Genomic DNA, 24,594 nt, shown 5'->3' with positions numbered 1-24,594 from the left:
ACGCCGGTCCTTATGACTGGCGTTTTTTACGGATAAAAACCCGGTGTTATCAACCGTCAAACTCAGCTCTCCGTTTTTTTGGCTATTTATGTGATGTGTATGTGCTTGAAGAGTACCAGGGATTAGGTCTAGCAAAGTGGCTGGTCGAATGCAGTAAGGCTCATCCGGTTACAACCAGCCTTAGACGGATTATGCTCGTTACGGACACTGCCGCTTTCCTTTATAAAAAGACTGGTTTTCAGGCGATCAATCGTCACGACTTTGTATGGCAGATAAACCGTCCAGATATCTATCTTAAATAATGTATATGAATTCGTTATGGTTATTGCCCGCACCGGAATTGTTCTTGGCAACGCATTATTTATTCAACGTCGATATACAGATGCAACCTTGGCACCAGTAACCGCAGAGGTTTGGCATCCGGCTTATATTTATGCTTAATTTGGTTGATATCGTAGTCTATTAACTCACCTAACTTAGGCAATTCCGCCGCTGATTGTGCCTGGCAAAAAGCAATTAACGGCATAGGGCAGGGGTGTTGCACTTGCTTTTGTTGTTCCTGATACCAAACTCGCGCGATAGGCTGCACTTTTACTGGCCGCTTAATCTTCAGACGGGTATTTTCAGGTAACCGTTTTACATCATTAATTTCCAAGCTAATTAATTCCATCCACTGTTCGCGGCTAAAAGGCGGCACCGCGCGCCCGGCATTAAGGCTTTTATTCAGTTGAACCAAGATCTCTTCACGGGTGACATTCTTAATTATATGTTTGTTGGCCCAGCCGAAACGCACAGAACTAGGATTGATAAGTGGAGTAATGGTGCGGTAAGTATTTAAGGTAATCAGACCATGCAAATGGGTATGTACAAATTCGAAACGTTGCTCACTCGGTAAGCCAGATTCGACGGTAATGATATGTTCCAACTCACTTTTCAACTGATTAATCTGAGCAATAGTATTTTCACATTCCCCCAGTTGCTTATCACTCACGGTGAAACACAGTACCCCGGGTAAGCGCAGGGCAGCTTTACTGCTCGCATTTTGCCCCTGATGATGAATAAACAACCGCTGGTAATGTTGTAACCCCAGTTCTTTTGCTTCATTACCGACTTTTGCGGTAACGCTGATTTTCTCAATAGGTTGATGTTCGGTACCTTTTTCAATTTCAGGCAGCGAAAATACACGGGCTGCGAGTAGGGGAAGCGCATTAAGTTGCTGGTGGAGATAATCTAATGCAATTTCCAGTGCAGCAAAACTGCCATTCATTCGTTCAATCAAATCATACTTGGCCATTATCTTTTCCAATTAAGCCAGTTTTAGTTACAACATACATTATTTTATATCAGTAAAAACAACACCATGAAAGTCTGTTGTTAACATTAATAAAGGGGGTATCTATACGTAATGGTAAAAGATTCAATAGCGCGATTTTTCAGGGTGGATTTACTGCTGGGTTAATACCTATTATCTTGAGTGTCAATTTTACGCCACTTTAAAGCAGATGATCATGTTAATTAAAAAGATAGATCAGACCACACTATCCGGGTGGATAAAACTGCGTACCCAGCTCTGGCCCAATCATGGTAGTGACGCGCACCATCGCGATGGTGAAAACATAATTTTTTGTTCCGATAAGCTAATTTCATTTGTTGCTATCGCTGATTCCGGGCATATAGTCGGATTTGCCGATGCTTCACTGCGGCATGATTATGTTAATGGCTGCGATAATACACCGGTAGTTTTTCTTGAAGGAATATTCGTTACTGAGACATATCGAAGAAAGGGAATTGCTGCACAATTAGTTACTGCTGTACAAACTTGGGGCCGAGTAAACGGTTGCTGCGAATTAGCGTCCGATACTGCTATTGATAATATTGCTTCACAGAAAATGCATCAGTCTTTAGGTTTCCAAGAAACGGAACGCGTGGTGTTTTTTAAAAAATCAATATCAGATCTTAGCTAGAGAGTGGGGCATTAATATAATACCCCACACCGATAGTCAGGTTAGGTGCGCCAAGACAATTTTAGTGGCCGATGCTAATACATCCCGCCGTGATTCGGCATCTTTCTTAAGCTGCGTAAAGTAAACCACTAATACCAGTGGCGCACCTTTCGCGGGCCATAACACCGCGACGTCATTTGTCGTACCATAATCACCACTGCCGGTTTTGTCCCCGACAATCCAATCGGTAGGGACGCCCGCACGAATACTGGCCCCACCGGTAGTATTGCCCTTAAGCCATTGTGTGAGTTGTTCCCGCTGTGGGGTTGCAAGCGCATCACCTAATACCAGTTTGTTTACACTGGCTGCCATAGCCGCAGGTGTTGTGGTATCTCGAGGATCATTTGGCAAGGCAGTATTTAACTCAGGTTCCCAACGATCCAGCCTGAATGTCTGATCACCAATACTACGGGCAAACTGGTTAACCGCCTCGAGTCCACCCAGCTGTTTGATTAACAAATTGGCTGCGGTGTTATCACTATACTGAATGGCCGCTGCACACAGGTCTGCAACTGTCATACCTTGTGCTAAATGTTTGCGCGTAATCGGTGCATAATCGAGTAAGTCACTTTCACGATAAATAATGTGTTTACTGAGTAGATTTGGCTGAGATTGACTATGACCCAACACTGCGGCGGCCAACATTAATTTGAAGGTACTACAGAATGGAAAGCGCTGGCCGCCACGATAGTGAACTTTGGTGCCTTTGTCGGTATTGATTAACGCCAGCCCTAAACGGCCATTTGACGATTTTTCAAGTTCAGCGAGTTGATTATCTAATGACATTTTCGCCCCAGCCGCCCAGGATGGTAGTGTAAAATTGAGCAATGGCACGGTGAGACCGGCTAATAATAGCGAACGCCGCAACGGTGAATGTTTCATTCCTGAATCTCGCAAGTGGGAAGAAAAATTTGCCTCTAAACACATGGCGCAGATAGGCAATTGTTAAGAATTTTCATCAGGCAGTTTACAGTAAGTTATATCAAATAGGGGAAGGGAACAAATTTAAACAATGCCGCAGGTCGCAATAAACAAGGCTAAATGTCGTTCAAAGTGACATATAGCCTTGTTGGGTGCAGGTAGCTCAAATATTAAGCCAATGCTTTAGCTTTCAATTGCTGGTATTCGCTTTCAGTTATCGTGCCTTCATCCAATAATTTCTTGGCATCAGAAATCTGTTCTGCTGGTGATTTCCCCGCAACCTGGCGGATATAATCATTGGTATCAGATACCGATTTCTGTACCGTAGCGCGATAACGCTGCGCCATGCCTTTCCCTCGGGTAATGAGATACAAAAGAGACGTGAGGAGCGGGATGAAAAGCAGAAATACAATCCAGATTGCTTTATAAAAACCGCCTAACTCATGATCACGGAAGAGGTCAGAAATGACTTGAAATAGAATCAGTAAGTAAGCAATAAAGAAGAAAATTGAAAACGTTGTTACCAGTATGTCCCAAAGCGTAAGAAAGTGACTTGCCATATGTTCTCCTGAAAAAATAAATTAAGGAAATATTTTTCGTAAAATCCCTAAATACGTTAGATACTTAATTTACACGCTAACTAGCAGTAATCTTGTATTAAGTTTCATATTAATAATAGATACATAGGCGACAGGACGTCAAATTATAGTTTGGCGTCCAATAGATCTTATCTCGATAATTAAAGATTAAATTCGTGCGGCTTCTGGCAATTTACGTAATCGCTGCCCGACATACAGTGCTAGCAGTAGCAGCGTCGCAATAAACCCCACCACCCCAGTCCAGCCTAAATTAAGCCAGAAGATGCCCCCCAATGTTCCCGCTACGCTAGAACCGGCATAATAGCAAAATAAGTAGAGTGATGAGGCTTGAGCTTTAGCACGACGAGCGCGGCGCCCAATCCAACTACTGGCAACCGAGTGAGCAGCAAAGAAACCGGCTGTAAATATCATCATGCCGAAAAGAATCGTAATCACAGGGGGGAAACTGGTAATAATAACACCGGCCAGCATCATACCTATTGCGGCTAATAATACCGGCCCACGACCATATCGGCTGGTGAGCGAACCTGCTTTCGGTGAACTATAAGAACCCGTCAGATACACTATCGATAATAATCCCACCACGGCTTGACTCATATAATAAGGCTGAGCCAATAAGCGGTATCCAATGTAATTAAATAAGGTGACAAAGCTGCCCATGATCAAAAAACCTTCGGCAAACAGCAGTGGTAAGCCTGGGTCACGCCAGTGCAGCTTGAAATTGATAACCAATGTTCTAGGGCGTAACGACGTTGGGCGGAAATGTTTAGACGGCGGGAGAATTCGCCAAAACATGCAAGCGGCGGCTAAAGCAAACAACCCAATAACCGCCAGTGCAATACGCCAGGAAAAGAAGTCACTCAACACCCCGGTCACCAGGCGGCCACTCATCCCTCCGATGGAGTTGCCGCTGATATACAAGCCCATGGAGAGTGCGACAAAACTTGGATGAATCTCCTCACTGAGGTAGGTCATGGCCACAGCAGCAACGCCGCTTAAGGACAGACCAATCAATGCCCGCATCAACAAAATCCCTTGCCAGCTGGTCATAAAGGCACAAATTAAAGTACAGATAGCCGCCAGCATTAGCGCAACGACCATGACCGACTTACGTCCAATGGCATCGGAAAGTGGGCCGGTAAACATCAGGCCAAACGCTAACATGCCGGTGGCAGCTGAAAGCGATAAGCTGCTGCCCGCAGGTGAGATATTAAAGTCTTGAGATAACAGTGGCAGGATGGGTTGTACACAATAGAGCAGGGCGAATGTAGCTAATCCTGCTGAAAAGAAAGCCAGTGTCACACGGATAAATTCTGGTGTACCACGTTGAATATATGGTCGTTTAGTTAAACGTGTAACCTCGGGAAGCGGAACTAACGAAGTTGCATCATCATGTGCTGCGGATGTCGGCGCTACGGTGGTCGTAGTGCGCAAAGAGGTGGTCACGGTATTTCCTTATCAATAACCCAATTAAAGACTGTCTGTTTCGATTTAGCCACTTAATGAGAAGAGCATAGAAATAGCTGAGTTTTTTGTCTAATATATTAATTATTAGAAATGAGACTTTAAACATATCAATGGGGCGCAATGAGTATTGAACTCAGACATTTACGTTATTTCATTGCCGTAGCAGAAGAATTGCACTTTGGTAGGGCGGCAGAGCGCTTGCGCATTTCTCAGCCACCACTCAGCCAGCAAATTCAAAGTTTGGAAGAGCAAATTGGTGCCCGACTCTTGGCACGTAACAACCGTAATGTCAGCCTGACCCAAGCCGGCACCTTGTTTTTAAAGGAGTCTTACCAAATTTTAGCCCAAGTGCATTCGGCAGCGGAAAAAGCGGGGCGTTTACATCGCGGAGAATCCGGCGAACTGACTATCGGTTTTACTTCATCGGCACCTTTTATTAGCACGGTATCTAAAAGTTTACAGGCATTCCGGCAACTGCATCCTCAAGTGCATATCAAAATGCGGGAAGTTAACAGTAGACAGCAAATTGAACCTTTACTGGATGGGCGGCTTGATCTTGGCGTAATGCGCAATACACGATTGCCGGAGGCACTGCAATATCGTCTGTTGTTACGTGAACCTTTGGTTGCCGTTGTCCACGAAAAAAGCCCCTTAGCGGCTTTACCTGCGGGGAGTGTTAAATTTAGCTCACTGGCAGAACAACCCTTTGTTTTCTTTTCGCGTGAAGTGGGTACCGCCCTGTATGATGAAATCCTCGCACTATTAACCCGCGCGGGTATCACGCCTTATATTACGCAAGAAGTAGGAGAGGCGATGACCATCGTCGGTTTGGTGTCCTCTGGTTTGGGCGTGTCGATACTGCCTGCCTCATTTACCCGAGTAAAAGTGGATGGGGTGAAATATTTACCTTTGGCTGAACCTGATGCCACCACCGAAGTGTGGTTGGTTAATCATAAACATCGGCCAGTAACCGCCCCAGCAGAAGCGTTGATTCGCTTGATGGTTAAGGATACTCAAGCGACGCCCGCCAACTGACTCGGTATAAATAACCAGCAGTAACCCGTAGAAAACCGGTGATTATGTGCAGTAAATCACATAACTAATCAAATAGTTGACGCCATATACTAAAAGCCCCAACATAGCCGATAATCTTTATTTAGAAGCGCGAAAAATACTCGGTTGGCAGAGAAGGAGCCGGTTCAGTGATAACGGATGGACAGCCTGGGCACATTGATCAAATCAAGCAGACCAATGCAGGAGCCGTTTATCGGCTGATTGATTTGTTCGGCCCAATATCCCGTATTGAGCTGTCTAAACGGGCGCAACTGGCCCCGGCCAGTATCACGAAGATTGTGCGGGAACTGGTTGAGGCTCATCTGGTAAAAGAGACCGAATATCAAGATATTGGCAGCCGTGGACGCCCTGCTATTGGTTTAGTTCTTGATACCGAAGCTTGGCATTATGTCTCTGGGCGTATCAGTCGCGGTTCTATTACTCTCGCCTTGCGTGACCTCAGCAGTAAACTGGTAGTTGAGGATCAAATTCCGTTACCGGATAGTCATCCTGAACCACTACTTTATCGTATTCTCAATGAAGTTGATCAATTCTTTATTCGGCATCAAGACAAGCTTGAGCGGTTAACTGCGATTGCGATTACTATGCCTGGCATCATTGATGCCCCGGCGGGTATTGTGCATAAAATGCCGTTTTATGATGTTGATGAGATGCTGCTTGGCCCAGCACTGGAACAGCGCACGGGATTACCTGTCTATCTACAACACGATATTTGCGCCTGGACGATGGCCGAAGCACTGTATGGTGCTTCACGTGGCTGTCAGAATGTCATCCAGGTGGTGATTGATCATAACGTCGGTGCTGGTGTTATCACTGCCGGAAGGGTATTGCACGCAGGTAGTCGTAGCGTAGTGGAGATTGGTCATACTCAGGTGGATCCCTACGGCAAGCGCTGTTATTGCGGTAATCATGGCTGCCTTGAGACAGTTGCCAGTATCGAGAATATGCTGGAAATTGCCCAGCAACGATTAAATGGTTCAATGAGTTCGCTATTACACAGTTCTCCACTGAATGTTGAATCTTTATGTGATGCGGCGCTGGCGGGCGATCAGTTAGCTAAAGATATTATTCTGGGCGTTGGCCACAGTGTTGGCCGAATTATTGCCATTATGGTCAATTTATTTAACCCGGAAAAAATTCTGGTCGGTTCCCCATTAAATAAAGCCGCATCTATTCTACATCCGGCAATTGCGTCATGTATTCGTCAACAAGCACTACCTGCTTACAGTGAGAATATTCTGGTTGAACCAACAGCATTTTTTAATCAGGGCACAATGCCAGGAGCTGCATTAGTAAAAGAAGCGTTATATAACGGTTCATTATTGGTGAAGTTGCTGCAAGGGTAAGGTATTAACACTAATAATTATGGGTTAATTATTAGTGGGTATGTACGATGTATTCCTCCTATTATTTGGCGTTATCCGTTAAAAACCTCTCTCAGTTCGGCAAAACCTTGCGCTAACGCAAGCTGTCTGTTGTCGGCATCGCCTAGACTTTTATCCATGTTGCCAATTTCGCTAATGTTAGGCGGAAAGACTTGAGTCTAAGTGGCCAGATTGCGGAGTATTGTTATGTTAACGCGTGTATTTGTGACGGGTACCGACACTGCTGTCGGTAAAACCGTGGTGTCACGGGCCTTACTTCAGGCCTTAAGCCAAAATGGCAGAACAGCGGTAGGCTATAAGCCGGTAGCGACAGAAAGTAAAGAGACACCTGAAGGGTTGCGTAATCAGGATGCACTTATTTTGCAGGCTTCATCCTCTATAAAGCTGGATTATCAGGAAGTTAATCCATTCCCGCTGCAAGGGGATGTTATCCATGCCTGCACGGATACGCTGATTAATTACGGTGCAATGACCGAAGGATTACAACGTTTATCCGCCAAAGCCGATACGGTTGTGGTCGAAGGTTGTGGTGGCTGGAAAGTTATGATGAATGACCAGCGTTTCTATTCTGATTGGGTGATACAGGAACAATTGCCGGTTATTTTAGTCGTCGGAATTAAATTAGGTTGCATCAATCATGCATTATTAACAGCACAAGCCATTATCAACGATGGATTACCCTTATTGGGATGGGTCGCAAATCGAATTAATCCCGGATTAGCTCATTACGCCGAAACAATTGCTATGCTACGCGAACGGTTACCTGCGCCACAATTAGGGCAATTACCTTATCTTCCTCATCCAGAAGAGAAGCCGCTGGCGAAATATTTAGATTTGACGGCGATCGGCTGATCATCTATTTATCCCTTTGGGCTGATTAAATTAATAGTGGCTATCCGCTATTGCATTAGTTGCCTATTTTAGCGTGAATGATATACCGAAATCGGACGCAACCATCGGGCTATTGTTGTTGAAATAACACAGGATAATAGTAATCCTGGGAGTAGGGTGTATTCGCCCGTCATTTCGCAAACCATTAATGCCGCCATGATAGGGGCATGAGTGGTCGCAGCCAATAGCGTCGCCATACCGGTTAGTGCCATCAACAACGCAATATTGTCACCAAGAGCTGGCCACCAGGCAAACATCTGCCCACACAACATGCCCAACGCGGCCCCAACAAACAGGGTCGGGGTGAATACCCCGCCCGGAGCACCTGAACCGCTACTGGCTAATACGGCCAACAATTTGCATATCAATATACCGGCAATCAATAAAACCCCTGGCGGAGCTGTCAACAGTGACTGCACCACACTGTAGCCATTGCCCCAGACCTCAGGGAAAATCAGCGATAATAGCCCGACAATTATCCCCCCCAGCGCAAGCTGTAATGGGGGAGAAAGATTCAGCGAGCGGAAAGCATCTCCACTGGCGGCCATACCTTTTAAAAACAAGGGGCCACAGAAGCCAGCCAGCAAGCCTAATAGTGCCATCAGTAAATATTGTATTGGCCACGGTGATGGTAGCGCTTGCACTTGATAAAGGGTTTCCTGGCCACCGTGCAGCAGGTTGGTAGTGAGCAATGCACTGACGGCTGCGATCACTACTGGCCCAAGTGAGGCCAGCATCAACGTACCAAACAGAATTTCTGCAATAAATAGACTGCCCGCCAGCGGCGCATGATAGGCGCTGGCCATCCCGGCGGCGGCACCACAGGCAACCCAAAGCTTCCATTCGTTAGGTTTGGCATAGCGCTGAGCAAAAACGGACGCAAACAAAGCGGCCAACAGCACCATTGCCCCTTCGCGACCAATCGCACTGCCACTGGAAACCACGAGTAATGAAGCGAGGGACTTAACCAGACTGGCGGAAACATCTAACCGGCCATCACCAATCTCGATGGCCTCCATATAATCAGTTGGCGCACTGGGCTTTTGTTTTTGGTAACGCTGGTATCCCCATAAAAGAGCACCGGCGGCCAAACCACCTAATGCGGGGGTTAATGCGCGTCGCCAGCCAGTAATAGAAGAGGCAGCGGCTACCAGACTGCCATCAGTTCGGGCAAATAACAGCCACTCCAAGCCCAACATTGCTTGATGGAATAACCAAACAATCAAGGCTGCCATCATACCCAGCATGATCGAAATCAGTAGTCGACGCAGCATGGCGCGATAGTAATACAGGTGGGCAGGCCGTTTCATGCAACGCTACTGACTGACATAGTGAGGTAAACCCCATACTTTGGTGATTGATAGGTAAGTTGACGGAGAGTGTGTTACTTGTCATCGATTGTTACTTGCCATCAAATGAATGACCAGTAAAAATTGAGAAATGCAGAAATAAATTATCGATAAAACAAAAGGGTGCACCGAAAGGCACACCCAGACCGGTGACGGCGAAATTACTCGCTGTCGGTTATGCGGGTATAAACAATTTTCTGGCTGTCATTTTCGCAATGTCCAACCACCTGACCGCCAGTTTGCTGAGCTTGATCATTAGGAACGATATCCAGTTTAAAGCCGGATTCAGGCACCCCATTATTGATAATCTTCTGCGTGATATCTGCTTTCACACTTTCACAAGATGCCAGAGCAGCCAAAGGGGCCAGCGATAACAACAATGTACTGATAATAAGCGTTTTTTTCATCATAAAATCCTTATGTGGATGAATAGCTTGCCTAACATATTGATTCTTAAGCCGTGCCTAAAGGATAGTCCAGATTCTCATAACCTCAAGCCATAGCCACCCATTACGGATTAATCTGGCGACCTGATAGCCGATCCAGGCAGCGCTGCGTGTTAGGCTCCCAATAAGCGTTCAAATTTTCACTGCGGTCGCAGTTGTCTTTCGCATCTTCAGCCCGATCAAACTTATCAAAGTTCTTTTCAACCCGGGTGTTAACTTTATTGCGCAGGCGATGAGTATCATCCCATTGCTGTTGGCTTTGGCGAGCCTGTTCTTTGGACATCGAATCATTACTACCACCAACAGAAACACAAGTGCTGCCTTGGGTGCAATTGGTCGCCTGTGCCAAGGCCGGTGTTTGCCAGGCAAGCATAACCAAAGCTAGCGGTAGAAACGCACGAGTCAGGCGTGGCAGGCTAGTTATTTTCATCGTCTTAAGTCCTTTATTAGTCGGTGATGTTAAATCATCATGTGGTTTACTGGCACGCTATCAGCGGATAAAAAATTATATCATTGCTTTCGGTATATAAACCAGTCAGCGACAGGTTTGTCGGGAATATGTAGAGTAACCTAATGTTAATTTTAAACATTTGCCTTGCTGGCAATATCAAGAGATCTGAACATGTTAAAGACGTCGTTACTGTTTTTTGTTACCGCACTGGCTGAGATAATTGGCTGTTTCTTGCCCTATTTGTGGTTACGTAAAGGAGGCCCTCTCTGGTTATTACTGCCCGCGGCGGCCAGTCTGGCAATGTTTGTCTGGTTATTGACACTGCATCCCGCTGCCAGTGGGCGTGTTTATGCGGCATACGGTGGGGTTTATGTCGCGACAGCGCTAATTTGGTTACGGGTAGTGGATGGCGTGAAACTTTCACTGTTCGATTGGGTCGGTGCGGGGGTCGCTCTGACTGGGATGCTGATTATTGTCGCGGGCTGGCGAGTAAATTAAGGGCGGGGCAGTGATGGCCCCCTCGTTTTCTTTATTGTACTCAATGTGATTATGATGATATTAATTAAAACTAATACGCAGTCATTGATATTATATATAATAAAGTTTCGACTATATTTTTAGTTGATTTGTCTTTTGGTATGCATATGGATAAAATGCCTAAACACAAAAATTTTTATTACAATAATTTTGTTAAAACCACCACTTCAATATGATAGCATCCATTAAGCTTCATGCAGTAATGAATATTTAAATTTATTATAATGGGTTTGTTTATGATTATTTTCCAAAATAATGTTAAGGCAGGGAGGGTAATTAACTTAAGATTAATAAATAATAGATAACTAAAGCGCCTTCGAGACCATCTTGATATCGCAGATTCTGTTGAGTATACTTTAAAGGGTTGCACTCAATGGTCACATTCTTTTTTTATTAAAAATAACTTGAGAGGCTGAGCTAATCATGGATGAAAAAAATAAGCCATCGGATTCAAAAAATTTAGTCGTAAAATCCTTGAATTCACTTCCGCTGATTTCCATTATGGAACACAGCCATGAACCGTGGGTTGTAAGAGATTGCCAATCGCGTTACGTGTACGTAAATCAAGCCGGTCTGGATTTTTTAAATTTACCTGCTGGTTTTGATATCGAGGGACGGTTAGATAACGAATGTCCGGCTGATTGGGCGGAATTTGCTGAACAATATCAAGCAAATGATAGAAAAGCGGAAAAGAGTGGAAAACGCGTGGCTATTATTTCAACCAATTTTTATGGCCGAGATAGAATACTAGAACCCTACTATTTACCCAGGTTTCCTATTTACAATAAAATCGGTGAATGTATTGGAACATTAACAAATGCCAGCAAATTAAATTTTATTTCTCTTTCTCAATATATAGACCGCCGTACACCTTCAGTATTAACACTTACCCCGCCAACAGATCTGTTTAGCGAAAAAGAACTTGAGATAATCTTTTTCATATTACAACCTATGACTACTAAAATGGTAGCGAAAAGGCTTTCTTTATCACACAGAACAATAGAAAATAGATTAGCTATAATGTACGAAAAATGCGGCGTTGGTTCTATAAATATGTTTAGAGAGTATTGTGGGAGCTTAGGTTTTGATTTATATATCCCCCCTAAGTTTGTAAGACCCAATGTTCAAAATCAAAGTTAATTTTATATTAAAAACACCCGACGCCAAGCATGCTGATTATTGTTGCGACTGGCGGATAAATTAAGGGTGGGGCGGTGATAGCCCCAGCCCAATTTTACCCGATAACGCCTGATATTAACCTTCGCGATGAATACTCAACCCAGCAAAAGATTGACTGACTGGCATCATCTCCAGTGAGTTAATATTGACCCGTGCTGGCAGCGTAGCAACCCAATAGACGGCTTCAGCGATATCCTCAGGTATCAGTGGATTAGCACCATCGTAGGTTTTATTGACTTTGTCGCCATCGCCTTTGAAACGAACTGCGGAGAATTCAGTGCCACCGACCATACCAGGCTCAATATCCGTCACACGAATATGTGTACCGTGCAAGTCAGCACGCAGACCCAGACTAAATTGTTTCACAAACGCTTTCGTGGCTCCGTAAACATTACCACCGGCATACGGCCAGTTGGCGGCAGTAGAGCCGATGTTAATCACGTGACCCACATTACGTGCCACCATTGCGGGCAATAATGCACGAGTCATATTCACCAAACCTTTGGTGTTGGTGTCAATCATCGTATCCCAGTCTTCAACATTGGCTTTATGTGCAGGTTCCAACCCCAATGCCAAACCGGCATTGTTAACTAACAGATCGATATCTTTTAGTTCGGTAGGTAGCTCATCGATAACTTGCTGAATAGCCGCTCGATTCCGTACATCTAAACGTACGATATGTAACTGCTCACCCAATTCGTCCTTCAATTCTTCCAAACGCTCCTGACGACGACCTGTCGCGATAACCTGATGACCGTGGCTAATAAACTTTCGAGCGATTGCCTCACCAAACCCTGAGGTTGCACCAGTGACGAAAACGATCATACACATTCCTTATTTTTCGTTGCTAATAATATAATTGATATGATTAACATACTCTTAACTACAGAAGGAAGCTATTCCGGCATAGTCCACTACACATTTTAGCGTCGTGATGGCTTCTTACGTACTTCATCGCCCGCATCACCGCTAAGGGTTAATGTATCTACTAACGATAGTAATGCGACCAGCGCGATAACCACAAATGCTATCTGGAAATTCTCCAATGGGATCACGCCTGCGCGATGGGGGTGAAACCACTCAGCTATCCGCAGCGCTAAGGCTCCGATGGCAATGCCGAGGCCAATTGCCATCTGTTGCGCCATATTAGATAGCGTATTGGCACCGGCCATTTTCGGACCAGGTACTTCAGAAAAAGCCAGCGTATTGAACGCAGTAAACTGCATTGAACGGGTCAATCCGCTGATAAACAGCAACACAATAATCAGCGTTGTTGGTGTTTCTGGCGTGATAAACGCACAGGCAAAGATAGTCGCGGCATTGAGTAAACCATTAACCAATAGTGTAGGGCGGAAATGAAAGCGATAGAGGATAGCAGAGGTAAAAGGTTTCATTACCAGGTTACCAGCAAACACCGCCAACACTAACAAACCGGCATTAAAAGCGCTCAGGCCAAAACCTATCTGAAATAGCAACGGCAGCAAGAAGGGAACGGCACCAATAGCCATTCGGAATAAACCTCCACCCCAGATAGTGACACTGTAACTTTTTATTTGCAAAGCCCACAAATCAACCAATGGGAATACCTGATGTTTTGCATGATACACCGCCAGTGAACCTAGTATCAGGCTGCCTGCAATACAGAATAGTGGGATTAAACGTGACAAGTTTTGATGATTAAATAATTCCAGACCAAACATCAGGCTAAAACAAGCAGCGCCGGTTAACAGAAAACCAAGGGTATCAAAAGGCGTTTCTTTCTGTGGCGACTCCTGCGGTATTAACCGCCATGCAAGCCATAACCCAATGATCCCCAATGGAACATTTAATATAAATATCCAGTGCCAAGAAGCATAGGTAGTAATAAAGCCCCCGACAGGAGGCCCGAGTATCGGGGCCACCAATCCGGGCCAGGTAATGGTGGCGATGGCTTTGATCAGATCAGGTTTGGCCGTATTACGTAATACAATTAGCCTACCGACCGGGACCATCATCGCACCGCCAAAACCCTGCAAAATTCTTGCGGCAGTAAATGTCATCAGATCAGTGCTTAATGCACACAGCACTGATGCTAATGTGAAAATAATCATTGCGGCGGCAAAGATATTACGAGCGCCACAGCGATTGGCAATCCAACCACTGGCAGGAATAAAAACCGTCAGTGTCAGAATGTAAGCAGAAATACCAATATTCATATCAATGGGATGTACTGCAAATGCCGTCGCCATCTGCGGCATGGCGGTGACAATAACTGTCCCATCGAGATTTTCCATAAAGAAAGCGCCAGCAACCAATAATGGCAGAGCGGAATTGCGCACTATCGATTGGCTCATTATTCGCACCAGTATGAGTTGTGGTAATTTACTGATTTATATTGAAATAGATAATTTAAGTTGACTACTGGAATCACGTTTCAGATCCACAAGATTTTCTGACATATTTCGAGCATACCGGACCTAGATAGGATTAAAAAGGGGGGGTATTGGTGACGGTGTAACAAAAAAACAGGCAATCAGGAAGATTTGCCCTCTAATAAAATGGGCTGTCACTTCACAGCCCATTCTGATATTACCGAGCAAACTATCATGGTTATTTTTTCTTATAAACATCAGCAGTAGCATGAATTTTTGTGTTGGTATTTGCTGATGTTACAACAAAGTAATCCCCACCAAGCTCATCAGCCTTTTTAGACAATTCTTCCTTAGCATCACTTGGCGCTAACTCGCCAGCAGTAACAATATTGCCGATTTTTTCGTATTGACCTGGGCTTTTACTCAGTTCGTCTTTAGTTAACAATTCGGCGGCGATGGCACCGGAAGAGAATGCCCCTAAAAGAACTAATGTTGTCATTGCTTTAAATAATTTCATAGTATCCTCTCATCAATAATATTTACGGTTATGTGAAGCCTTATTCCAGTGGAAAGGTAAGTATTGTTCTCATTGCGGGTTTTATCCAGTGGATCAGCTGCTTTTAGGATTTTTGCACATTCGGGCGAGGATTATCACCAGATTGAACATATAAGATAATTTGCTTAAAATAGATAAAAAGGAGATCGTGATGAATATGAATTTTTACCTCTGTCCACTGTTGTTCCATCCCCGAATAACTGAATGCAGTGATTATTTGAGCATGTAGTCACTGCCACGAAATTAAAATGTTCCGTGGCTTTCTTTTTGAAAGGGAAAAGTCATGAAAGAGAAACATTGGTCGAGAGTGGAATATCTCCATCTCACTGTTAAAAATCCAAATATTGAAATCAAAGGCCAACATAGCTACTACAGCGATAGCTGGGATCAGGGATTTGAAAGATCAGTCGTTCGATACCTGCATGGGGATACCATCAGTCAGGAATGGGAGCCGCTTGGGCATACAGATCGGCTTATCATCGGAGATTATGTCTGTATTGCAGCTGAAACAGTTATCTTGATGGGGGGCAATAACAATCATTGTACTGATTTTATTAGCCTTTATCCATTTATGAGTATGATAAAAAACTCATATCAGCCCCGGGGGGACACCGTGCTGAACGATGGTTGTTGGCTCGGTATGCGTTGCATGATTATGCCTGGAATTACGGTCGGTGAGGGTGCCGTTATCGCAGCTGGGAGTGTTGTTACAAAAGACATTCCGCCATACGCTGTTGTTGGTGGCAATCCGGCACGCGTTATTAAATTTCGTTTTACACAAGATGTCGTAACACGCATTCTAAATTTAAGTATTTACGACAAATCTGAAGACGAATTAGCCCGGTTAATTCCCATACTCAGCTCTGATGATATTTCTGCATTGGAAGTCGCGTTAGCAAAGTGAAGTGCCTTAATATCGTATTTGAACAATGATCCAACCACAGCACTGGAAGACGATTCCAGTGCTGTTTTTAGTAGAACGTAGATAACTCAAAAGGCCCAGCCAAAGATAGTTGAGTAATTAATGACGGACCGTAAAATATGAAGCGTGAACTACGCCAGCGCAATGGTACAAGATGTTCGTGAGTACGGAACAACTGCCAGGAGCTTGGCAAGCACACTGGATTGAAGCTTGAATATACAACCTGGGCAGGCAAGTTTCCCCTGAACTGGCGTACCAACGAAGGGATTTAAATAATGAACAACCACATACATGATAAAGCCTAAACCCTCAGATTCTACCTAACAGCACCTTGGTGCGCATAATGTATATTATGTTAAATTGATTGGCGCGACCCATAACTTCATGGTTATCTGTGCCACCATCACAAATCCGTCAGTTACCTTTGATGATGCCCCTCGCTATTTTGTTGTGATCTTCATTGTTGTTCATTGCAGATTTTGATGAATGTTCGTTATGTTGTCAGGAGTGATTTCTCATATATTCACTCCCCAGCCTCTGTCGACATTATCGTTAGGCACTGTCGCCAACACGTATTAATCTAATCTGTTAACCTGCGGTAAATGAACTCACCAGACGCAATTTCCCGTCAATTAACTTAAATGTAAATGATGATGCGCCATCACAGTTTTCTGAAAATCCCGGTATTTGTTTGTTAGCCTCAGTTCCCTGATAAAACGTTAAACTGTCATCATCGAATTCACCACCCGCAACAGTATCGCAAGCACCTTCAACCCAATAACGCTGGCCGTTCTCTTTGTAATAAAAAACGCCATCTCTATCATCAGAGAAATAGTGGCGCTTTTGTTCTTTTGCAGATAATGCATTAACCCTGTATTGGTTTATTGTCATGTCATCCGGATTGACTATTATCTTACTCAGCGGTTGGAGGTTCTCGATGATTTTTACCGCATACCGCTCAAATACCGTGTCGGTGAGTGTTTCCGGCTGTTCCGGCTCAACATCTGGTAATAGCCCCCATGTATCACCTGTTAAAGGAAATATAAAATAAGGCTTCAGTTCGGTCCCCTTCTTCTCTTGCAACGCCTGCTGGAATTGTAAAAACTGAACCAACATATCTTTTTTCTGCACTGGGGTTAACGTCGTCAGAATTTCCTTCACTTCGTCGACCAACAGCAGAACTGTCGTATAATGCCAGCCCGTCTGCGCGTACATTGTTTTTCCTGTTACTATTACGTTTTTGTTCAGCCAGTGTTTGGCTTCTTTCGATGAGGTTTTGGACTCACGGAGAAAGATAAGCTGTACGTTCGAAATATTTTCCCCATCGGTCACTATGTCGCACCCAAAAGGAAACTCAAGTTGCAGGAAATCATTCTTTACCGCCTCATCACCATCTTTAATGCTTTCCCAGTTTGGCGGGCCAGGATAGATATATTCAATCAACTTCCCCTGGAAAGTAACCTGCAAATCCTCATCAGGGCAATATGCAAAAACGCAATGGCAGAGAAAAAAGGCTGATAACCATGAATACTTCATTTCACTTCCTTATGTATGGCAAATAGCGCAGAAGTTTGCGAACCTAAAATTATTTATGCCATTATCCCAAGATTATTATTTATCAACTAACTCGCCATAATGCACCGCTAACCAGATAGTCGGACCATTCGGATCGGTCCATGCTACCCGATGCCGGCACTGGGCTGGAATATTAACAAAATCCCCGGCGTGTAGTTCACGAACGCCCGGTTCATCTGCAAAATGCAAACATGCTGATCCCTGTACAACCATCACCCACTCACTTTGCGGCTGACAATACCAGAAATCTGGCGAACTCGATTGCCCGGTTGATATTATGCGTTCAATACGGACATTTGGTTGAGATATCAACTCTTCGAAAGTTTCTGATGCCGCCTGTCTCGCGGCGTCTGGGAAGTTAGTAAATATATTTTCCGTCATATAAAATAATTCCTCTATTCGTTAGCTGAAGATCCGCGCAAGTCTACGTGACTATGGGAAGGATGTGCGAGTATCCACAGCAATGAGTAAAATCAAATTTCATGTATTTGGATACAAGAATCGGATGATTTGAATATAATTCTGCTCGAAGGAATAATAAATAAGGCACCATTGAATACTGACTCAGATATTAAGTACAATCCCTGCTGGCGTTAGTTAAGGCTCAACTGGCCTGTTTAGCTCCGGTTTATGCCTTTTAACACCATTAACAGTAAGATAAAGAAGAAGTTATCAATAGAAGAATTAAATAAAACAATTGAAAAATTAAACAAACTAGAGGACAAAATGTCCGTATTGTCTATTTTTGCCACTGATGACCATAGCCGCTGCTTGCACTTTAGCAGAGGATAGTCGGTTTCTTTGCCAGGCAATTACCAAAAACTGGAGAGTATTATCGCCTGTTCTCATCGCTTTCACTCTGTAACTAAAGTTACACCGCGGGGTGCACTTCTCGCTTGTACTCTTTTACTTGCCAGTTGCTCCTCCGAACCGCCGAGGTCGCTAGTCACCCCGCTACCTTCGGTGACTAAAGTTCAGCAGAGTCAGGAGCCGGTGCGCGGTGTCTGGCTGGCGACTGTTTCCCGCCTCGACTGGCCACCGGTAGCGTCAGTCAATGCCAGCAGTTCTGCTATCCGCATCAGCCAGCAGCAGCAAGCACTGACCGATAAGTTAGATAAGCTAAAAACTCTCGGTATCAACACCGTGTTCTTCCAGATTAAGCCTGATGGAACTGCACTGTGGGCATCAAAAATTTTGCCATGGTCAGATATGCTGACGGGCAATATTGGTGAGGATCCTGGATACGATCCCCTGCAGTTTATGCTGGATGAAGCGCACAAACGTGGCATGAAAGTCCATGCCTGGTTCAATCCCTATCGGGTATCTGTCAATACCAAGCCGGCTACTGTGACAGAACTGAACCGTACATTGTCGCTACATCCGGCCAGCGTATTTGTGCTACATCGCGACTGGGTCCGCACCGCAAACGAGCGCTTTGTCCTCGACCCGGGTATCCCTGAGGTACGGGACTGGATCACCAGTATCGTGGCCGAAGTCGTTGCACAGTATCCTATTGACGGTGTGCAATTTGATGATTATTTTTATGCCGAGTCAGCAGATTCAGCCCTGAACGACAGCCAGACATTCAAAGAGTATGGTCAATTATTTGAATCAAAAGCGGACTGGAGACGGCACAACACTTTGCAACTTATTCAACAAGTTTCACGCACTATCAAGCAATTGAAACCCAACGTTGAATTCGGCGTCAGCCCTTCTGGTGTCTGGCGTAACCGTTCACACGACCCAGCAGGTTCCGACACGCGAGGAGCGGCAGCATATGATGAAGCTTATGCAGATACCCGCCTCTGGGTACAACTGGGATTACTGGATTACATTGCTCCGCAGCTTTATTGGCCCTTCTCACGCCAAGTGGCCCGTTATGATGTGCTAGCCAAATGGTGGGTTAGCGTGGTGAAACCCACAAAAACACGGCTCTATATTGGTATTGCTCTGTACAAAGTGGGCGAACCTTCAAAAAATGAGCCTGAATGGTCGAATAATGGGGGCGTGCCAGAGCTGAAAAAGCAGCTCGATTGGAACGAGTCAGTACCACAAATCACCGGAACGATTCTGTTTAGAGAGAATAACCTCAACCAACCACAGACCCAAGAAGCAGTCAGTTACCTTCTAAGCCGCTGGGGTGGTTAACTAAACTATTTAGGCAATTATTTGGCCCAGCCGCTGTATCCCTGCTACGATTTCCGCAGGTGAATGAGCGGCAAAACCTAATAATATAGCCTGTTCTGGCGAATTTGTTTGGCAATAACGAGAAAGTGGTTGTGCCCCTAGCCCAATTTTACGACATTTATCGATAATATATTGCTCTTTCATATTGTCTAATAACCAGCAGACAATATGAATACCTGAATCAGCAGGTTCAATCTTAAAACTATTTGGCAGATATCGTTGTATGGCGTCTATTATTGCTTTTTTACGTTCGTAGCAGGCTTTTCTGACCCGTCTCACGTGGCGGGCGTAATGACCATCAGAAATAAAAGTGGCCAGTGTGGCTTGTTCTAAATAAGATGTACGCGTATCTGCATAGTATTTAGCGAGCTTAAATGACTCAATAAGATTATTCGGTATCACCAGGAAACCTAAGCGAAATTCGGGGAACATCATTTTTGAAAAGGTTCCGGCATATATTACTCGTTGTTGTTTATCTAACCCCTGAAGAGCTTGTATCGGCGGAGCGGTATAGCGGAATTCACTATTATAGTCATCTTCAAAAATCCACGTTTTATTTTCAGCCGCCCAGTCAAGTAAAGCCATCCTCCTCGATAAACTCAATGTTCCGCCCAGGGGAAATTGATGTGAAGGAGAAGTGAAAATCATTTTGGCATTTGGCCAGCGCCTGATGCCATAGGAAATATCCATACCGTCTTTATCACTGATTACAGGGCAAATTTTGGCACCCATAGAAGTAAATGCACCTAAAGCACCATCATATCCTGGTTCATCCAGCCAAACTTCATCGCCCCTTTGCAACAGAACTTGTGCCGCCAAATTCATTGCCTGTTGAGTCCCATTAACAATGAGTATTTGGTCTTCATTACAATTTAAACCACGTGTGGTTCGAACATAATCAGATATTGCCATCCTTAATGGCTGAAATCCTAAAGGTTCATTTAATTGCCCAATCTGCTGGCGAAACTGCCGCCACGCTCGCCCTAATAACCGCCCCCAAAGTTCATGAGGAAATAAATCTGTACACCCTATTCCAATACTAAATATTCGATTTTGTCCGGTATAAGGTGAGGATTTATCCCAAATTGAAGACATTACTTTCATCTGCGGATTAATATTGAGTTCGATATTTTTATCATCAGCACATTGGTATTGGGAAGTAGCTTGTATATGAATCATTTCATCAGGAATAATGGATGAAACATAAGTACCCGCGCCCTTCTTGGTAATTAGATAGCCTTCATCAATCAAGCGTTCGAAACCCGAAATAACCGAATTCCTGGAAATTGACATCATTTCAGAAAGCGTTCTGCTGGAAGGTAGTTTAGTTCCCGACCTTAATTGCCCATTGAGGATCAATTCTTTTAGCGCATGATGAAACTGCTCTTTAATTACGCCTTTCTTAAGCAATAAACTGGGGAAGTTGGCATCGTTCTTTTTCATTGTAAAGTGGATCCATGAAAAATGAAGAAAGTGTACCTTATGTAAGACCACTATAAAAACTATGATTCAATCTCTAAAGGTTTATATTTCTATTTATGAATGCAAGAGGTTGATATGATTGATAATACCAATACTATTTCAGTGAGCCCAGTACAAGTAGATGATTACGCTAAATGGCTGCCCTATTGGCTGGACTACCAGAAATTTTATAACGTTCAGTTATCGGAACAGGCAACGCTAGTAACATGGAAACGGTTCTTTGCAGCAGAGATCCCGATGTATTGTGCAGTAGCGCGAGAAGGCCAAAAAATTCTTGGCTTCGTTCATTATGTTTTTCACGGTTCAAGCTGGGCCATCAATGATTTCTGTTACTTAGAAGACCTGTTTGTTACCCCAGAATCCCGAGGTAAACATGTTGGTAAACAGCTCATTGAATATGTAAACCAACAGGCACAGGAGCGCCAATGTGCTCGATTATACTGGCATACTCAGGAGAGTAATTTGACAGCTCAAAAACTGTATAACTGGATTGCTGAGAAACCCGGCGTCATTGAATATAGAATGCCCGTTTAAATAGCGAATGCTGAACATTTCAACCTTATATAATTGATGCAATAACAGATAGTCAGGCGGAATTTAAAGCATCGAGCAGGTTAATCGTCGATGCTTTTCTTTCTAATCAGCAGTGACCTATAAACACTTTTCTAAACGGTACTTTCAGGCGCAGTAAATCCTCAAATTAATAAATATACCAACCGTTTAACTTTCATTTATATTTAAAATGTTAAATATCGTAGTGGCATTATCATTTAAAGTTCCGTGATATTTTGTCGTTTACTTCTTCATCTGAAGATCCTTATTGTTTACTTATAGCGTAAAGAAAATCATGTTTTCTAAAGAAGAAAGTATTAAGTTACGTAAGAGATTACACGGGATTAGCGGAGGGAGTGATTTCATTCTCGCGAAGTTAGAGAGTATGGGTTACCACTCATTAAAACAGCTCTCCGGCGTTAGTGTTACCGATATTATCTCTATCGAATACATGCGTTCTGGAGCGCCAAATTGGACAGACAAACCAGGATTCAGGACATTACTTCGATCAATATTAGATATTGCAAAACAATCGGAATATTCTATATAAGCTATTTAGAAGCTCTGTTTGTTGCACAGAATCCCAAGATAAACAGCTTATTGAATATGTGAAGTAGCAGGCTAATTTGCTCGATTATATTGGCATACGTAATCGAGCAAATTGACAGTTCAGACGCAATTAACGCGATTGCTGAGAAACCCAGCGTCATTTAATAGAGAATGCCCGCTGAATGTCTGATTATTTATCTACACGTCTGCCCTGTTCATCGACCACCCGTTCACCATCTTCCTTGGTGAATGAACCACGTTGCGCATCAGGCAAAATCTCCAACACCACCTCAGAAGGTCGACACAACCGGGTACCCAGTGGCGTGACCACAATCGGGCGGTTGATCAGGATGGGATGCTGCAACATAAAATCAACCAGTTGGTCATCGCTGAAGGTCTTTTCTGCCAGACCTAATTGCTCATAAGGCTCGACGTTTTTACGTAATAACGCCCGAACCGTGATCCCCATATCCGCGATCAATTTTACCAACACCTCACGACTTGGCGGTGTTTCCAGATACAGAATAACCGTGGGCTCAGTGCCACTGTTACGAATTAACTCCAGCGTGTTACGCGATGTGCCGCAGGCCGGATTATGGTAAATAGTCACATTGCTCATTTGGGTAATCTCTCATTGAAACCCCAGCCGGCATTGCCTTCTGGGGGGTAAACAATAGTTATTGCATCATTGATAATCGCAGCGCCAATGCTGCCAGCGTAACCAACAGCACCGGGATCGTCATGACAATGCCGACTCGGAAATAATAGCCCCAGGTAATGGTCATATTCTTTTGTGACAGTACATGCAGCCACAATAAGGTCGCCAGACTACCTATCGGGGTGATTTTCGGCCCCAGATCACTGCCGATGACGTTGGCATAAATCATCGCTTCCTTGATTACGCCGGTGGCAGAGCTGCCATCAATCGATAGCGCCCCCACTAACACGGTCGGCATATTATTCATGATGGAAGACAGGAACGCCGTCAGGAACCCGGTACCGAGCGTAGCCACCCATAATCCCTGCTCCCCTAGTTGATTCAACAAGGCGGACAGGTAATCAGTCAGTCCCGCATTGCGCAGGCCATAGACTACCAGGTACATACCCAGTGAGAAGATAACGATTTGCCATGGCGCACCACGTAGCACCTTGCCGGTGTTGATGGCATGTCCTTTCTTCGCTACGGCAAACAATATCAGCGCCCCCACGGCGGCGACCAAACTGACAGGCACACCAAGTGGCTCCAGGCCAAAGAAACCCACCAACAGCAGCACCAGCACCAACCACCCGGTTTTAAAGGTGTTGATATCGCGGATGGCCTCTTTTGGTGCCTTCAACAGCGACAGGTCGTAAACGGCAGGAATATCTTGGCGGAAAAACAGATGCAGCATGACCAGCGTCGCCGCAATGGCGGCCAGGTTAACCGGCACCATCACTGCCGCGTATTCAGTGAATCCAAGATTAAAGAAATCAGCCGAGACAATATTGACCAGATTCGAGACAATAAGTGGCAAGCTGGCTGTATCGGCAATGAATCCGGCTGCCATCACAAAAGCCAACGTAGCACCACGGCTGAAGCCCAGCGCCAATAGCATCGCAATCACAATCGGTGTCAGGATCAACGCGGCACCATCGTTAGCGAACAGTGCCGCCACTGCTGCACCTAATAAGATGATGTAAGTAAACAGCAAACGGCCACGGCCATTGCCCCAGCGAGCCACATGCAGTGCGGCCCATTCAAAGAAACCGGATTCATCCAACAGCAGACTGATGATGATCACGGCAATAAAAGTCGCGGTCGCATTCCAGACAATCTGCCACACCACAGGAATATCACCCATGTGAACCACACCGGTCAGTAACGCCAGTCCCGCACCGAGCATCGCACTCCAGCCAATTCCCAACCCTCTGGGTTGCCAGATAACCAGCACAATAGTCAGGACAAAAATAGCACCTGCCAACAACATACCGCCCCCGAAAGGCAAGAGTTCTCTCCTGCCCGGTAAATTTTAATGGATTAAACATCAGCGGCCAGATGAGCCAGACCATCCTTCCTACTATCTGCTTTCTCTTCCAATCAAATATGAAAATTCACATATGATTAGGCAAATTTTTACT

The 24,594-nt window shown here is 44.6% G+C and carries 24 protein-coding genes and 1 pseudogene; 10 read left to right on the top strand and 15 right to left on the bottom strand.

Annotated features, from left to right (window positions below; genetic code table 11):
* Positions 1–77: 77 nt before the first annotated feature.
* Positions 78–302: pseudogene (locus V1956_RS13405) on the top strand (GNAT family N-acetyltransferase); the annotation flags it as partial.
* 59 nt (positions 303–361) lie between these two features.
* On the opposite strand, the gene tus reads toward V1956_RS13405, so the two are convergent.
* Positions 362–1,294 carry a DNA replication terminus site-binding protein gene (gene tus / locus V1956_RS13400; RefSeq protein ID WP_372559017.1) on the bottom strand — a complete coding sequence of 311 codons (933 nt, stop codon included), beginning with the start codon at positions 1,292–1,294 and terminating at the stop codon, positions 362–364.
* 214 nt (positions 1,295–1,508) lie between these two features.
* On the opposite strand from tus, the gene aac(6') reads away from it, so the two are divergent.
* Entirely contained in the window at positions 1,509–1,964 is a 456-nt protein-coding gene (aac(6'), locus tag V1956_RS13395; RefSeq protein ID WP_420074329.1) for an aminoglycoside 6'-N-acetyltransferase, read from the top strand.
* A gap of 36 nt (positions 1,965–2,000) precedes the next feature.
* Here aac(6') and bla read toward each other — a convergent pair whose 3' ends face one another.
* From bla to V1956_RS13380, 3 genes are all read right to left on the bottom strand, one after another.
* Positions 2,001–2,885, bottom strand: coding sequence for a class A beta-lactamase (bla, locus tag V1956_RS13390; RefSeq protein ID WP_442825216.1), 885 nt, complete (start codon positions 2,883–2,885; stop codon positions 2,001–2,003).
* A 209-nt stretch (positions 2,886–3,094) separates the two neighbouring features.
* Positions 3,095–3,484 carry an SHOCT domain-containing protein gene (locus tag V1956_RS13385; RefSeq protein WP_083158851.1) on the bottom strand — a complete coding sequence of 130 codons (390 nt, stop codon included), beginning with the start codon at positions 3,482–3,484 and terminating at the stop codon, positions 3,095–3,097.
* A gap of 186 nt (positions 3,485–3,670) precedes the next feature.
* A complete protein-coding gene (locus tag V1956_RS13380) occupies positions 3,671–4,969 on the bottom strand; it encodes an MFS transporter (RefSeq protein WP_372559020.1) in 1,299 nt (432 codons plus the stop codon).
* 141 nt (positions 4,970–5,110) lie between these two features.
* On the opposite strand from V1956_RS13380, the gene V1956_RS13375 reads away from it, so the two are divergent.
* From V1956_RS13375 to bioD, 3 genes are all read left to right on the top strand, one after another.
* Positions 5,111–6,025 carry a LysR substrate-binding domain-containing protein gene (locus V1956_RS13375; RefSeq protein WP_442825215.1) on the top strand — a complete coding sequence of 305 codons (915 nt, stop codon included), beginning with the start codon at positions 5,111–5,113 and terminating at the stop codon, positions 6,023–6,025.
* Between the two features lie 167 nt (positions 6,026–6,192).
* Entirely contained in the window at positions 6,193–7,410 is a 1,218-nt protein-coding gene (mlc, locus tag V1956_RS13370) for a sugar metabolism global transcriptional regulator Mlc (RefSeq protein ID WP_442825214.1), read from the top strand.
* 225 nt (positions 7,411–7,635) lie between these two features.
* Positions 7,636–8,301 carry a dethiobiotin synthase gene (gene bioD / locus V1956_RS13365; protein ID WP_372559022.1) on the top strand — a complete coding sequence of 222 codons (666 nt, stop codon included), beginning with the start codon at positions 7,636–7,638 and terminating at the stop codon, positions 8,299–8,301.
* Between the two features lie 68 nt (positions 8,302–8,369).
* Here the strand turns inward: bioD and clcB are convergent, their stop codons facing one another.
* The 3 genes from clcB to V1956_RS13350 form a co-directional block, all read right to left on the bottom strand.
* Complete coding sequence (gene clcB / locus V1956_RS13360; protein WP_372559023.1) at positions 8,370–9,650, bottom strand: voltage-gated ClC-type chloride channel ClcB; 1,281 nt, start codon at positions 9,648–9,650, stop codon at positions 8,370–8,372.
* Positions 9,651–9,850: 200 nt separating this feature from the next.
* On the bottom strand, positions 9,851–10,096 hold the full coding sequence (locus V1956_RS13355) for a DUF1161 domain-containing protein (RefSeq protein WP_372559024.1): 246 nt from the start codon (positions 10,094–10,096) through the stop codon (positions 9,851–9,853).
* A 103-nt stretch (positions 10,097–10,199) separates the two neighbouring features.
* On the bottom strand, positions 10,200–10,565 hold the full coding sequence (locus tag V1956_RS13350) for a DUF1283 family protein (RefSeq protein WP_083158844.1): 366 nt from the start codon (positions 10,563–10,565) through the stop codon (positions 10,200–10,202).
* A 192-nt stretch (positions 10,566–10,757) separates the two neighbouring features.
* Between V1956_RS13350 and V1956_RS13345 the strand changes: the two genes are divergently transcribed.
* On the top strand, positions 10,758–11,084 hold the full coding sequence (locus V1956_RS13345) for a YnfA family protein (protein WP_372559025.1): 327 nt from the start codon (positions 10,758–10,760) through the stop codon (positions 11,082–11,084).
* Between the two features lie 462 nt (positions 11,085–11,546).
* Positions 11,547–12,263: a helix-turn-helix transcriptional regulator gene (locus V1956_RS13340; protein WP_372559026.1), complete on the top strand. Its 717-nt coding sequence runs from the start codon at positions 11,547–11,549 to the stop codon at positions 12,261–12,263.
* Between the two features lie 114 nt (positions 12,264–12,377).
* On the opposite strand, the gene ydfG is transcribed toward V1956_RS13340, so the two are convergent.
* The 3 genes from ydfG to yahO all read right to left on the bottom strand — a co-directional run bounded on the left by ydfG (position 12,378) and on the right by yahO (position 15,170).
* Positions 12,378–13,127, bottom strand: coding sequence for a bifunctional NADP-dependent 3-hydroxy acid dehydrogenase/3-hydroxypropionate dehydrogenase YdfG (gene ydfG / locus V1956_RS13335; RefSeq protein ID WP_050085366.1), 750 nt, complete (start codon positions 13,125–13,127; stop codon positions 12,378–12,380).
* Between the two features lie 98 nt (positions 13,128–13,225).
* Complete coding sequence (locus V1956_RS13330; protein WP_442825213.1) at positions 13,226–14,635, bottom strand: MFS transporter; 1,410 nt, start codon at positions 14,633–14,635, stop codon at positions 13,226–13,228.
* 256 nt (positions 14,636–14,891) lie between these two features.
* Entirely contained in the window at positions 14,892–15,170 is a 279-nt protein-coding gene (yahO, locus tag V1956_RS13325; protein ID WP_083158840.1) for a DUF1471 family periplasmic protein YahO, read from the bottom strand.
* Between the two features lie 322 nt (positions 15,171–15,492).
* On the opposite strand from yahO, the gene V1956_RS13320 reads away from it, so the two are divergent.
* The gene (locus tag V1956_RS13320) at positions 15,493–16,113 is read left to right on the top strand and encodes a CatB-related O-acetyltransferase (RefSeq protein WP_372559029.1); all 621 of its coding nucleotides are present in this window, start codon (positions 15,493–15,495) and stop codon (positions 16,111–16,113) included.
* A gap of 606 nt (positions 16,114–16,719) precedes the next feature.
* On the opposite strand, the gene V1956_RS13315 is transcribed toward V1956_RS13320, so the two are convergent.
* Complete coding sequence (locus tag V1956_RS13315) at positions 16,720–17,667, bottom strand: DUF4431 domain-containing protein (protein ID WP_372559030.1); 948 nt, start codon at positions 17,665–17,667, stop codon at positions 16,720–16,722.
* Between the two features lie 75 nt (positions 17,668–17,742).
* Positions 17,743–18,087 carry a cupin domain-containing protein gene (locus V1956_RS13310; protein ID WP_372559031.1) on the bottom strand — a complete coding sequence of 115 codons (345 nt, stop codon included), beginning with the start codon at positions 18,085–18,087 and terminating at the stop codon, positions 17,743–17,745.
* Between the two features lie 453 nt (positions 18,088–18,540).
* Here V1956_RS13310 and V1956_RS13305 point away from each other — a divergent pair, with 453 nt between their 5' ends.
* Positions 18,541–19,854 carry a glycoside hydrolase family 10 protein gene (locus V1956_RS13305; protein ID WP_442825810.1) on the top strand — a complete coding sequence of 438 codons (1,314 nt, stop codon included), beginning with the start codon at positions 18,541–18,543 and terminating at the stop codon, positions 19,852–19,854.
* 9 nt (positions 19,855–19,863) lie between these two features.
* Here the strand turns inward: V1956_RS13305 and pdxR are convergent, their stop codons facing one another.
* Positions 19,864–21,336 (bottom strand): MocR-like pyridoxine biosynthesis transcription factor PdxR, encoded by a 1,473-nt coding sequence (gene pdxR, locus V1956_RS13300; RefSeq protein WP_442825212.1) that lies wholly within the window; start codon positions 21,334–21,336, stop codon positions 19,864–19,866.
* A gap of 114 nt (positions 21,337–21,450) precedes the next feature.
* Between pdxR and V1956_RS13295 the strand changes: the two genes are divergently transcribed.
* Positions 21,451–21,909 carry a GNAT family N-acetyltransferase gene (locus V1956_RS13295; protein ID WP_420071044.1) on the top strand — a complete coding sequence of 153 codons (459 nt, stop codon included), beginning with the start codon at positions 21,451–21,453 and terminating at the stop codon, positions 21,907–21,909.
* Positions 21,910–22,666: 757 nt separating this feature from the next.
* Here the strand turns inward: V1956_RS13295 and arsC are convergent.
* Entirely contained in the window at positions 22,667–23,095 is a 429-nt protein-coding gene (gene arsC / locus V1956_RS13290) for a glutaredoxin-dependent arsenate reductase (protein WP_372559034.1), read from the bottom strand.
* Between the two features lie 58 nt (positions 23,096–23,153).
* Positions 23,154–24,443 carry an arsenic transporter gene (locus V1956_RS13285; protein WP_372559903.1) on the bottom strand — a complete coding sequence of 430 codons (1,290 nt, stop codon included), beginning with the start codon at positions 24,441–24,443 and terminating at the stop codon, positions 23,154–23,156.
* Between the last annotated feature and the right edge of the window lie 151 nt (positions 24,444–24,594).

The organism is Yersinia sp. 2540 StPb PI, from assembly GCF_052217165.1.
Lineage (GTDB): Bacteria > Pseudomonadota > Gammaproteobacteria > Enterobacterales > Enterobacteriaceae > Yersinia > Yersinia enterocolitica_E.
Note: the sequence above shows the minus strand (reverse complement) of the source record. Positions and strands in the feature narration are given on the sequence as shown.